The sequence below is a fragment of the Microseira wollei NIES-4236 genome, from assembly GCF_020521235.1.
Classification (GTDB): Bacteria; Cyanobacteriota; Cyanobacteriia; order Cyanobacteriales; family Aerosakkonemataceae; genus Microseira; species Microseira wollei.
The window spans coordinates 1-10,859 of record NZ_BLAY01000248.1; the positions used below are offsets into that span (position 1 = coordinate 1).

At 44.1% G+C, this 10,859-nt stretch carries 13 protein-coding genes and 3 pseudogenes; 10 read left to right on the top strand and 6 right to left on the bottom strand.

The annotated features are described in order from the left end of the window. The 3 genes and pseudogenes from MiSe_RS44110 to MiSe_RS44120 form a co-directional block, all read left to right on the top strand. A pseudogene (locus MiSe_RS44110) lies at positions 1–230 on the top strand (IS4 family transposase); the annotation flags it as partial. A gap of 24 nt (positions 231–254) precedes the next feature. Then, positions 255–425, top strand: coding sequence for a hypothetical protein (locus tag MiSe_RS44115; protein ID WP_226592849.1), 171 nt, complete (start codon positions 255–257; stop codon positions 423–425). A gap of 90 nt (positions 426–515) precedes the next feature. Next, the gene (locus MiSe_RS44120; RefSeq protein ID WP_226592851.1) at positions 516–1,754 is read left to right on the top strand and encodes a WD40 repeat domain-containing protein; all 1,239 of its coding nucleotides are present in this window, start codon (positions 516–518) and stop codon (positions 1,752–1,754) included. Positions 1,755–1,864: 110 nt separating this feature from the next. On the opposite strand, the gene MiSe_RS44125 is transcribed toward MiSe_RS44120, so the two are convergent. The 5 genes and pseudogenes from MiSe_RS44125 to MiSe_RS44140 form a co-directional block, all read right to left on the bottom strand. After that, entirely contained in the window at positions 1,865–2,272 is a 408-nt protein-coding gene (locus MiSe_RS44125; protein WP_226592853.1) for an N-acetylmuramidase family protein, read from the bottom strand. Further along, positions 2,241–2,447, bottom strand: coding sequence for a hypothetical protein (locus tag MiSe_RS44130; protein ID WP_226592855.1), 207 nt, complete (start codon positions 2,445–2,447; stop codon positions 2,241–2,243). The genes MiSe_RS44125 and MiSe_RS44130 overlap by 32 nt, the downstream gene beginning before the upstream one ends. A gap of 36 nt (positions 2,448–2,483) precedes the next feature. Next, a pseudogene (locus MiSe_RS53360) lies at positions 2,484–2,564 on the bottom strand (peptidoglycan-binding domain-containing protein); the annotation flags it as partial. A 344-nt stretch (positions 2,565–2,908) separates the two neighbouring features. Continuing rightward, a pseudogene (locus MiSe_RS44135) lies at positions 2,909–3,049 on the bottom strand (peptidoglycan-binding domain-containing protein); the annotation flags it as partial. Positions 3,050–3,139: 90 nt separating this feature from the next. Then, on the bottom strand, positions 3,140–3,361 hold the full coding sequence (locus tag MiSe_RS44140; protein ID WP_226592857.1) for a hypothetical protein: 222 nt from the start codon (positions 3,359–3,361) through the stop codon (positions 3,140–3,142). Positions 3,362–3,722: 361 nt separating this feature from the next. Between MiSe_RS44140 and MiSe_RS44145 the strand changes: the two genes are divergently transcribed. The 7 genes from MiSe_RS44145 to MiSe_RS44175 all read left to right on the top strand — a co-directional run bounded on the left by MiSe_RS44145 (position 3,723) and on the right by MiSe_RS44175 (position 10,138). Then, positions 3,723–4,301 carry a shikimate kinase gene (locus tag MiSe_RS44145; protein WP_226592860.1) on the top strand — a complete coding sequence of 193 codons (579 nt, stop codon included), beginning with the start codon at positions 3,723–3,725 and terminating at the stop codon, positions 4,299–4,301. A 244-nt stretch (positions 4,302–4,545) separates the two neighbouring features. Beyond that, positions 4,546–5,442 carry an acetylglutamate kinase gene (gene argB / locus MiSe_RS44150; protein ID WP_226592862.1) on the top strand — a complete coding sequence of 299 codons (897 nt, stop codon included), beginning with the start codon at positions 4,546–4,548 and terminating at the stop codon, positions 5,440–5,442. A gap of 213 nt (positions 5,443–5,655) precedes the next feature. Beyond that, entirely contained in the window at positions 5,656–6,387 is a 732-nt protein-coding gene (ubiG, locus tag MiSe_RS44155) for a bifunctional 2-polyprenyl-6-hydroxyphenol methylase/3-demethylubiquinol 3-O-methyltransferase UbiG (RefSeq protein WP_226592864.1), read from the top strand. Positions 6,388–7,079: 692 nt separating this feature from the next. Beyond that, on the top strand, positions 7,080–7,304 hold the full coding sequence (locus MiSe_RS44160; protein ID WP_226592867.1) for a hypothetical protein: 225 nt from the start codon (positions 7,080–7,082) through the stop codon (positions 7,302–7,304). A 509-nt stretch (positions 7,305–7,813) separates the two neighbouring features. Continuing rightward, positions 7,814–8,335, top strand: coding sequence for a hypothetical protein (locus MiSe_RS44165; protein ID WP_226592869.1), 522 nt, complete (start codon positions 7,814–7,816; stop codon positions 8,333–8,335). 68 nt (positions 8,336–8,403) lie between these two features. Continuing rightward, complete coding sequence (locus MiSe_RS44170) at positions 8,404–9,243, top strand: DUF3153 domain-containing protein (RefSeq protein WP_226592871.1); 840 nt, start codon at positions 8,404–8,406, stop codon at positions 9,241–9,243. A gap of 418 nt (positions 9,244–9,661) precedes the next feature. Beyond that, entirely contained in the window at positions 9,662–10,138 is a 477-nt protein-coding gene (locus MiSe_RS44175; protein WP_226592873.1) for a hypothetical protein, read from the top strand. 69 nt (positions 10,139–10,207) lie between these two features. Here the strand turns inward: MiSe_RS44175 and MiSe_RS44180 are convergent. Further along, on the bottom strand, positions 10,208–10,859 hold a 652-nt coding region (locus MiSe_RS44180; protein WP_226592875.1), incomplete at its 5' end, for a DUF29 domain-containing protein.

The window sequence follows — 10,859 nt, forward strand, 5'->3', positions numbered from 1 at the left end:
AGAAAATCAAGCGTATGGGAATTCAAAAATATGTTGGTCGGCTAACTGAATCCAAGCGTTGGCAGCGACGACACAGTAGTTTTTGGATTGGATTATACGGTCAATCTTGGGTAGTTGGAATGGAATTTTGTCAAGAAATTCTCGGGGAATTAATGAGAATAAGACGCAACAAACTGCCATTCTTTCAGAGAGGGTTGAGGGCTATGTCCTTGATTTTACGCATGTTTTGACGGGGTTGTCACCCCGTCAGTGGTTTGACCGTAGCAGAAGGAAGGAAAATATTTAACGTCAAGGGTTCCTTTTCAGGCTCAGATGAAGAATGGAAATTTCTGAGCGAAAATTATGCAGGTAATCCGCTAGCCTTAAAGATGATAGCTACGCCGATTCGAGATTTATGGCAGGGAAATATTTCTGATTTTGTCTAAAATATTAAGCAATGAATTTTATGAGTTGATGATGTTAGAGATATTTTAAATCGGCAATTTGAACGCTTATCACAAGCATAAAAGCAAATTTTGTACTGGTTTGCCATTGACCGGGAGGGAGTTGATATAGCAGAACTGCCAAAGAATATTTTACCGATTTGGCAACGGCAAGTCTGGGAAGGGCTAAATTTTTTGCATTGGCGATCGCTGATTGAAAAAAGTAAATATTCAGCTATTTTTACAAGACAACCTGTGGTTATGGAATATATAACTGAGAGATTGATAAACCAAGTTTGTCAAGAGATTAAAAAAGGCGATATAGAGTTGCTGAAAAGTCATCCTTTAATTAAAGCTCAGGCGAAAGACTACATTAAAGCTACTCAAGTTGAACTGATACTCAATCCAGTGATAGAAAAAGCGCTCGCTATGATGAGCGGTCAAAGAAATCTGAAAATTCAGCTTCAGCAAATTCTCTCAACATTGCGAGAACAATATCCAGGCGAACCAGGATACGCTGCTGGGAATATTCTGAATCTACTCGCTCTCCTGCAAGTTGATTTAACGGGTTTTGATTTTTATAACCTAATAATTTGGCAAGCCGAACTCAAAAATGTAAATTTGCATCAAGTCAATTTTTCCCACTGCGATTTAGCCAATTCCATTTTCAGGCAAAGCTTTAGCAGTGTTTTATCAGTAGCTTTTAGTTTAGATGGAAAAGTTTTAGCTACGGGGGATGCTAATGGTGAAATTCGCTTGTGGAACGTTGCGGATGGTCAACATCTTTTGACTTGCCAGGGATACGCTAATTGGATAAAGTCAATAGCCTTTAGTCCTGATGGTCAAACTTTTGCTATTGGTAGCGATGCTCAAACGATAAGGGTCTACGATGTTTCTACGGGTATTTGCCTCCAAGTTTTAGAGGGACACTCTGATAGAGTTTGGTCAATTGCTTTGGGTCCCGATGGCTTAATGCTTGCTAGTGGTAGTGAAGATCAAACGGTAAGGTTATGGGATATTCGTGACGGAAAGTGCATAAACACTTTGCAAGGACATACCAATTTGATCAGATCGGTTGCTTTTAGTTCCGAAGGCTCAATCCTTGCCAGTAGTAGCGAAGACCAAACAATTAAACTTTGGGATATTCCTACAGGTCTTTGCCTCAAAACTTTCCAGGGACACACTCAAGGAGTAAGAACGGTTGCTTTTAGTCCCAACGGTTCGATGTTGGTTAGCAGCGGCAAAGATGAAACGATTAAGCTTTGGGATGTTAAAACAGGCGAGTGTCTAAAAACTTTGAGAAGCCAGAAAAAAGGGTGCATGACTAAATAATTTCATCGGAAAAACCCGGTTTTTCCGATGAAATTATAACTGTAAAGAAAATATCAAGCACTCTTAGGAATAGCAGCGTACTTGGCGTAGGCAGCGGCTAGCTTTTTATCCTATTGATTGCGTGCATAAGCGGGGCCATTGTAACCACGGGCGAAGGCTACCCAATCCCGACTCCGCAAAGCTTTATCTAGATTTTGGCTTTTAATGAAATTCATCATTGCTTCCAGGTGCTTCCCTTCGCTGAGATGCATGGCGTTAACAAACTCTTCCACATCAGAGTAGCCAGCAATTTTATAATTAAATCCCATCACTTGACCCAACCCCCAAGACGCAGATTTGAGTGCTGGTATCCGGTCTAAATTTATCGCATCGTTGAGCCGATCCCACTCGCTAATTCCACCCAAATAACCCCCTGGTTTAGGGTTACTCAAGTCGGGGCGGGTTTGGCTGACGGGTAACGGTGTCAGCTTGTAAAACCAATGACGTTCAAATAAAATCTTGGGACGACCATCGGGCAAAAATCCTTACGCCAGCTGTTTCTACTTCTACCACGGATCGAATTACGGCAACTTCAACGTTTAACAAATTAGCAGCCTGGTTATAGTCGCGATTGGTCAATAATTTATTTTCTGGTATTTCTTGGGTGGAAAGAAGTGTCTGGGCAAAAGTTTTATCGAATTTTTCTTTCTGCATATTATCCAGGTTTACAGACTGGCAAAACTGCGCGAGCGCGGCTTCAGTTTCTTGTCCATAAATACCATCTATCCTCGATTTGGGATCCAGACCCAACTCCCTGAGCTTTGTCTGGATTTATGTGAGCAAATCTTTGTCATATTTGAGGGTATTTAAGTCGATGAATGTATCTTGGTTGATGATTTCTTCTAGTTTCATAAAGCGAGTTTAATCAACCACAGAGGACCCAGAGATCCCAGAGCAAAGATAAAAGAAGAGATAGGTAATTTTTGATTGGGAAGCGAGTAAGTTGACCAGGACTTAGGCGCATATTCCGGGTTTCTATGAAAAATCGTCGCTGTGGAACTAAATATCGGAGCAAGAAACCCGGTTTCTAGGTTTGTCGTGGGTAAGTCCTGTTGACGCTTCGCCGCCTCCCTCTACCCAACCAGGAACTGTGGGAAAACTTCTGCCTTGCTACACTAGGCTGCTGTTTGTAGGAGCATATTCAGTGCTTCAAGGGTTGCTTGCCCAACAATACCATCGACGACCAAGCCTTTGTCGGTTTGGAATTTTCTCACTGCTTCGTCGGTAGTCGGGCCAAAATAGCCATCGACTTCTAGATTAAAACCAAACCCCTTAGACTTGGGTCATGGGTCATGGGTGATGGGATTTTTCAACTCAAGTCAAGCTATAGCTCCACCACCCCATTGTCAGACAGTAGAATTGCTCAGGGAAATTTGTCCAGATATTCTTAATTCACGCGACTCTTGCTTCACCAAACCCGACATGGCAGCTTGCTGCAAGTTCACAAAGGCATCGAGATCGTCCAAGTCATACTTTTTCTGCAACAGATGCCGCAGTTGCTCTTCTGCTTCAACAGTCAGATAGCCAGTGGTCAGAGCTTGTTGGACAACTTCACGGATTAAAAACATGGCGATCACCCACAAAAAGCGAAACATTTAAAAAACTGATAAGTAAAACTACTGAACTCAAGTCGCTGGCGGGAACATCACTAAGTATATTTGCTGTATTTTAGCTGACTGCGGATGACCCCAGTCAAGCTCTTTTTTTGTTTTAAAGTTAAATTTTGATCGAATTGTAGGCAGTTTTTCGGCAAAAATCGATTAATTTTTTATAAAGCTTCTGTGAATAACCACTCACCAGAGGTTTATACTGATCGTAAAATTACGTAAAATTTCCAGTGTGTTACTGACCGTAGAATTACGTAAAATTAAGCTCGGCTCTAATTCCAGGTAAACTAGATGCTAGTTTTGATGCAGATAGCAGATACCGATGCAGATAGCCGACACAGCAGAACGGGTGAGGGATCGTTTAAAAGGAATCAATCTCTACCTGATTGGCATGATGGGATCTGGTAAGACAACCGTGGGGCGGGAACTCGCAAGTACAATCGGTTACGGGTTTTGCGATACAGATGCGGTGATTGAGAAAGTAGCTGGTCAATCGATTAACGATATTTTTAAAAGTGAGGGCGAACAAGCCTTTCGGGAGTTGGAAAGCAAGGTACTGGGGGAACTGTCGGCATATACGAGATTAGCGATCGCAACCGGTGGCGGTATCGTCCTGCGGCGGGAAAATTGGAGCTATTTGCAACAAGGTCTGGTGGTGTGGCTGGATGTTCCTGTGGAAATACTGTTATCTCGCTTGGCTGGCGATATAACCCGACCTCTCCTGCAAGTTCCCGACCCAGCGGGCGAGTTACAAACGCGCCTAGCTCAACGACAGCGACTTTATGCCCAAGCCGACCTCCGCATCACCGTTACCCACGAGGAAACACCCGCACAAATCGCAGCACGAATCATAGAAACCATTCCCACCGTACTGAAGCCACCCATAAATCCTGAAAACTGAGCGTTTAAGAGGATAGGGCAAGACAAAGAAACCCGGTTTCTGGGAAAAACGACGATCCTAGAAACCGGGTTTCTTGCTGCGATCTTTGGTTCCAAAGCGACGATAATTCCTTGAAACCCGGTTTCTTTGCGTCAGCCCTCAACTTAGTGACCAAATCTTGAAACAAGTGGGAAAAACTTCCTCACAGCCAGATTGGTAATTTAAACTACAATCGATGCCTTAATTATTTTTAACCGAGCTGGTCATGCTCAACGAGTCCGATTACATCCAACAAGCTGAGGCCATGCGCGTGCGGGTACTCAGCGAAGCACTCCCCTATATCCAACAATTCGCCGGTCGCACCATCGTCGTCAAGTACGGCGGTGCGGCGATGAAAGATAGCACGCTCAAAGATAAAGTAATCCGCGACGTTGTATTCTTATCCTGCGTAGGGCTGCGTCCTGTAGTCGTACACGGCGGCGGTCCGGAAATCAATTCTTGGCTGGATAAGTTGGGAATTGAACCGCAATTTAAAGACGGTCTGCGGGTGACCGATGCCCCCACAATGGACGTGGTGGAAATGGTTTTAGTCGGTCGGGTGAATAAAGAAATTGTCTCCCTAATTAACCAAGCTGGCGGCTGTGCCGTTGGTCTTTGCGGCAAAGATGGCAATTTGATTAAAGCTCGTCCAGAAGGTCGCGAGGGCATTGGCTTTGTCGGTGAAGTCAGCAATGTCAATATCAAGCTTGTAGACTCCCTGGTTAAAAGCGGCTATATTCCCGTTGTATCCAGCGTCGCAGCAGACGAAACCGGGCAAGCGTATAACATTAACGCCGATACCGTAGCTGGAGAATTGGCAGCCGCTTTAGGGGCGGAAAAGCTAATTTTGCTCACCGATACCGCAGGGATTTTGAGAAATTACAAAGACCCTTCTACCCTAATTGCCAAGGTGGATATTCAAGAAGCGCGAAATCTAATTACTTCGGGTGTGGTGTCTGGGGGGATGATTCCGAAAGTAAATTGTTGCGTGCGGAGTCTCGCTCAAGGCGTCCGCGCTACCCACATTATCGATGGTCGAATTCCCCACGCCCTACTGTTGGAAATTTTTACCGACGCTGGGATTGGTTCGATGATCGTCGCCTCTGAGTTTATCAGGCAGTAGTCACGGATTGAGAAACCCGGTTTCTGCGGAGATATCTAGTCACAGAAACCGGGTTTCTTTGGGATTGAGAAACCCGGTTTCTGCGGCGATATCTAGTCACCCAATCCCAGATTTTTCACATAAACACGGTTTCTTTGGGATTGAGAAACCCGGTTTCTGCGGCGATATCTAGTCACCCAATCCCAGATTTTTCACATAAACCGGGTTTCTTTTATGAAACAGAACGATCTAAAGTTTTACGATATTTATGCAGAGCGATGGTGGAATCCCAAGGAAAAAGTTTATACATTATATCATATAAATAAACCCCGATTTGAATTTTTTGATAGATATGTTTCTAATTGGCAAGGCTTAAAAGCCTTAGATGTCGGCTGTGGCGGGGGTTTTTCCTGTGAATTTATGGCAGCGAGGGGCGTATTGGTATCGGGTATAGACCAATCGGCTAAATGCATTCAAGCTGCTCAAAACCACGCGGAAAGTAGTGGATTTGAAATAGATTATCGGCAGGCAGTTGCTGAAAATATTCCTTACGGCGATGCTACATTTGATGTGGTGGTATGCGTTGATGTTCTAGAACATGTAGAAAATGTAGAGCAAGTAATTTCAGAAGTTTACAGGGTATTAAAGCCAGATGGATTGTTTTTATTTGACACTATCAACAGAACTTTTAAGTCAAAATTGGTGATGATTTGGCTTTTAGAAAATATTTTGAGGCAAATCGAGCGCGGCGTTCATGATTGGAATAAGTTTATTCAGCCAGAAGCGTTGACTGATTGGTTACACGTTGCGGGCTTTAAAAATATCGATATTAAAGGATTTGATATTTTTGGTGAGGGTTTGAAGTTAAATTTATTTGATTATCTAGATTATTGGAATACTGGAGAGTTGCCAGTCAAAATCAACGATGACACGTCAATAAATTATATTGGTAAAGCGGTTAAATAAATTTCAGACTGTAGGGGCACGGCACGGTATAACTTTTTGGTAAAAATCAAAAGTTATTCGACGCCGTGCCCCTACAAAACCTGTTTTAACAGGTTATTATTTCAATAGCATCGGCATTTGATACTCACTTCGCTAGGTAAGAATAACTATTTAATAAACCGCGTTAGCGTTCGCTAACGCTTGCGGATGCGCAAGAGCGATTCGCGCTTCGCGAATTAGACACGAAGAACACGAAGAAAGAAGAAGAAAGAAATAGATAATCTTCTACCGCCAAGAGGGGAGCATGTATGGTTGATTCAATATACTATGTTTCTCCTGGGGTAGTAGCGGGTTTTACCAATAACTTTTACTACTAGATAACTAGAGGATTGTAACTTTTATTGCTCGTTTTGCCCTAACGCTCGTTAGCCTGACTTGTGTTAGGGCAAATGAAGCTGAACCTATTACCCTAACAAGCGTCAGGGTAGACATTAATCAAGCAAGAGTGATACCATTTCACGAAATGAACGTACAAATAAACGTGGCTTTTTTGCTAATTGATAAGGGCTGCGAAATCCTACAATTAGCAATTAGCTGTTAGCCATTAGCCGGAAGTATTTGGCTCGCGGTTAAAGTGGCTTGGTATGAGCAAACTTGCTTTGGCTGGTAGGTTTGCTCACTCAACATCCTGCCATTACAAGGAGTAAATACCGATGAACAATGAAAAAGAAATTCAAACGCTGAAAAATCAAGTTAATTGTCTGGTTTACCAGTTGGTGAAAATTAATAAAATACTGGCGCGTATGACTACGCAGCTAGAGTTGCAAGAGGTACGCCAGCTAATTGCAGAAAATCTTCGGATACTCGAAAGTTTGCGCTCGCGCGCACCACACCCCGCCCCACCCATCCGGCAATCCCAAGCGGCTAAAAACTGTTAAGAAAGGTTACGATGTTCAGAGGGCTCGCTGTAACCCTGTCAGCACCCCGCTCTCGCATAGGCGGGGCAAGATCGCCTCAAATCTTTAGGTAAGGGAAGGTGCTGAGGCGCCATAGTCCCAGCAATGGGGAAACGAAGTTATCGGCAAGCGTTCAAGTTCCTACCAGGGGATGCTGCCGCCAGTTCTCTGACGGCAGTCGCTCATGGGGGTTTCCCCCTCTGGCGGCGCTGCCTCCTCTAGAACCAAATAGTTAAACAGTTTTACTCGGGGTAAGACAGTGCTGTTTGGATAGTACCGACTGATAACATTGGCGAAAGCGTTGCGGAAAGCGTTAGCGTTCGGCTAACTATACGGTCGTAGCAAGGCATTCCCGGCATACAGGGAAAATGGATAAGTACTACTCCTGTGCTGATCCAACCCCTTTTGGGGACTGCTGTTAAAACAGCATGAGTCGTGTTTCCTCCGCGGTATGAATAGACGCGGTTTCCTAAACGAACAGGTGATTTTAGATGAGTCAAGAAAGTTTAGCAATCGTCAAAACCGAGTACCAAGCTGGCAAAGCGGCGTTTGAACGCGGTCAGTATCGCCAGTCGGTGCAATGCTTAGAAAAGGCAGCTGCTTTGGTAGAAAGGAACTCGCGCTTGGGAGGCGAGGTGCAAATTTGGCTGGTGACGGCGTATGAAGCAGCGGGACAAAGACAGGAAGCTATTGCACTCTGCACCCAACTAGAACACCATCCCAGTTACGAAACCCGCAAACAAGGTCGCCGCTTGCGTTATATCCTAGAAGCACCGCAGCTCAACCGCCGTCCCGAATGGCTGACTCAAATTCCAGATCTGGCGTCTTTGCCGGATAATGCGGCAGAAACTCGCTTAGGACGCGCTGCTGCGCCAGTTAAGTCGAAGCCACGTACCCTTACTCAACCAGAACCTGTGGATCTCAGCCAGGTGAATACAAAAGATAATCTGTTTATTTGGGTGGCGTTGGCGGCAATCGCAATAACTTTAGTTGGCTTATGGTGGCTAAGCTAAGCCAAAATCAGCCTAAAATGAACCGCAGAGAGGCACGAACCGGGATGAAAAGAAGCGGAGTAAGGCAAATGCTCTTAAAAAGAACTGTTTTAGCGGTAAGTCAGGCTATTTTTGGCGTGAGGCGGGGTATTCGCGGCTTTGTGGTGCAAACTCGGCTGCTGTTAATTGTACTGGTAGCCTCGCTGTTGCTAGCTGGGTGTGTGGATTACGACTTGGATGTGAGTTTTGATAGTCCAAACCAGGGCGCGATCGTACAATCTATCAAACTGGGAGAACAATTCACCAAGTTGAGTCCGGAAACAGCACAAGAATGGTTAAATAGTCTGGAACTTCGCGCTAAGCAGTTACAAGGGAAAAGCCAGCGCATTTCCGATACCGAATTAACGGTAACGATTCCTTTCTATTATGGTGCCGAATTAGAGCAGAAGTTTAACCAGTTTTTCAACGGGACGGACAAGGGAAAGAAACAACCTGCTGTCACGGCTAATACAGATTTGTCGGAAATTAAGTCTAACCTGAGCTTAAAACAGAATAACTTATTGCTGTTGCAGCGAAATCGGTTGAGTTACGATTTGGACTTGCGATCGCTTTCCCGTCTTGCTTCTGATGGTAGCGTTATAGTCGATCCCGGTTCGCTTTTAGATCTGGAGTTTCGCCTCAATACACCTTGGGGTGCGCGCAGCATTGCTGGTGAAAAAGCTATTAAACCAGACAGCCAAAACCAAGGACATCAGCTAATTTGGCATCTTCAACCCGGTAAAATTAATCATTTAGAGGCAATATTTTGGTTACCCAATCCTTTGGGAATTGGTGCTTTTATCATTGCCGTATTTGTCGCCGCAGGGATTTATTTAAAATACAATCGTGGGCTAGGGTTGGCTAAAAAGCCTACCCGCGCCGCAGCCTAAAATCTCATCGTTTTTGCTCAACCAAAACCCTTAAGAAAACTTAATCCAGGTTTTCACAGGGTTTTCACAACTTTCTACTAACTTGAGGAATAGAGGCTGTAACGCAAGACGAACCTATCACCTTTGTTTCTTGCTGCGATCTCTAGTTATAAAGCGATTTTTCATGGAAACCCAGTTTCTTTGCGTAAGTCCTGTCTACTCAGATCTTGCACCTTGAGGCAGAGCCTCAGTATTCTCGTTCCCAGGTTGAACCTGGGAACGAGATCCGGGAGGTTCTACCTCCCGTGGTGCAAGATCTGAGGTCTACTAACTTGAGGAATAGAGGCTGTAACAAACATCTTGCAAAAGTTAAGAGATTAACTTGTTGCACGATTTACAGCAGTGAAAGCCTGCACAACAACATACTTGCTGGAATAATATGAATTTGCAATTAGCGAAAACGGCGATTAAAGTGGGTGCGATCGCTCTAATTACTTTACCTATTACCACTCACCCCACGATTGCTCAACTTTCTCGCACTACTCAATCCAATATTAACATCCCTCGCAGCCTCACAGGTCAGTGGGTGATGGCTTCTATCGATCCCGATCCAAAAGTGCGACAAAAAAACGGTAAATATGGCATATCTGTTACCCAGAATGGCAATTTATTGAGGATACAGCCGCAAATCGGAATTCCCCTACTAGGTCAACTATCCGGTCAACAAGTTCGGGTCAGTTTTTCACCAAGTCAGTATATTTTAGGGGATATTAGTAACGACGCCAATCGTGTTTTTCTCACGGCTTCTGGCTCTAGTCAACCAACAGCCATTTTAATCCGAGTTGGCTCATCTGGATGTCCAGATAGAGGCAATTGGACCAGCACGCTCTCTAGTTGCACCGTTAGTCAACAGTAGATATTTTTTAAATTAAATCTAAACTTTGATGGCGCGAATCTCGTAACATCTGGTGCAGGAGAATTGGTTTCACGGTAACCAACTCTCAGTCAGCACATCCACTTCAGCAAAGGGGCATTCTTCAGGAAAAGTTGCGATTAACAGTCCAGTTTCGTCCCTTGCTTCTCCTCTAGCTTTGGCGTAGCAATCAGCAAAATTTTCGTTCAGGTAATTTTTCCAGCTTGGACTATCTTGTAAAACAAGAACAATTTGCCTTCGCTGTTCGTTGATGGTGGAAAGCCAACTGGTGCTGCGTTTTTCCGGTTGGTATGCGTACTTGAGTAAATGCATTAGCAACACAATCAATCGGTTTTGAATTTCTCGTTTATCACGCTTACCTAATGATTCAACTTCCTCTATTAAGTTTTTTAAGTCAATTTCTGCAAACCGTTCTTCTTCGAGCAATTGGACTGTTTTGTCAATCCATTGAGCCAAGTCGGTTTCGTAAAGTTCGGCAAGTTCTTGAGCCATCTTGGTTGGGTTCATAAAAAACCTCCTGATATATTCTACTCGTTGCCCAAGTAGGGACACGGCATTTGACAATCTTTTGGTATCAACCAAAATTGATTCTACTCGTTGCCCAAGTAGGGACACGGCATTTGACAATCTTTTGGTATAAACCAAAATTGATTCTACTCGTTGCCCAAGTAGGGACACGGCATTTGACAATCTTTTGGTATAA

Coding starts and splice junctions, on each gene's coding strand:
- MiSe_RS44175 (WP_226592873.1), top strand. CDS start 9,662: ATGAATTTGCAATTAGCGAAAACGGCGATTAAAGTGGGTGCGATCGCT.
- ubiG (WP_226592864.1), top strand. CDS start 5,656: ATGAAACAGAACGATCTAAAGTTTTACGATATTTATGCAGAGCGATGG.
- argB (WP_226592862.1), top strand. CDS start 4,546: ATGCTCAACGAGTCCGATTACATCCAACAAGCTGAGGCCATGCGCGTG.
- MiSe_RS44160 (WP_226592867.1), top strand. CDS start 7,080: ATGAACAATGAAAAAGAAATTCAAACGCTGAAAAATCAAGTTAATTGT.
- MiSe_RS44170 (WP_226592871.1), top strand. CDS start 8,404: ATGCTCTTAAAAAGAACTGTTTTAGCGGTAAGTCAGGCTATTTTTGGC.
- MiSe_RS44130 (WP_226592855.1), bottom strand. CDS start 2,447: ATGCAGAAAGAAAAATTCGATAAAACTTTTGCCCAGACACTTCTTTCC.
- MiSe_RS44165 (WP_226592869.1), top strand. CDS start 7,814: ATGAGTCAAGAAAGTTTAGCAATCGTCAAAACCGAGTACCAAGCTGGC.
- MiSe_RS44140 (WP_226592857.1), bottom strand. CDS start 3,361: ATGTTTTTAATCCGTGAAGTTGTCCAACAAGCTCTGACCACTGGCTAT.
- MiSe_RS44145 (WP_226592860.1), top strand. CDS start 3,723: ATGCAGATAGCCGACACAGCAGAACGGGTGAGGGATCGTTTAAAAGGA.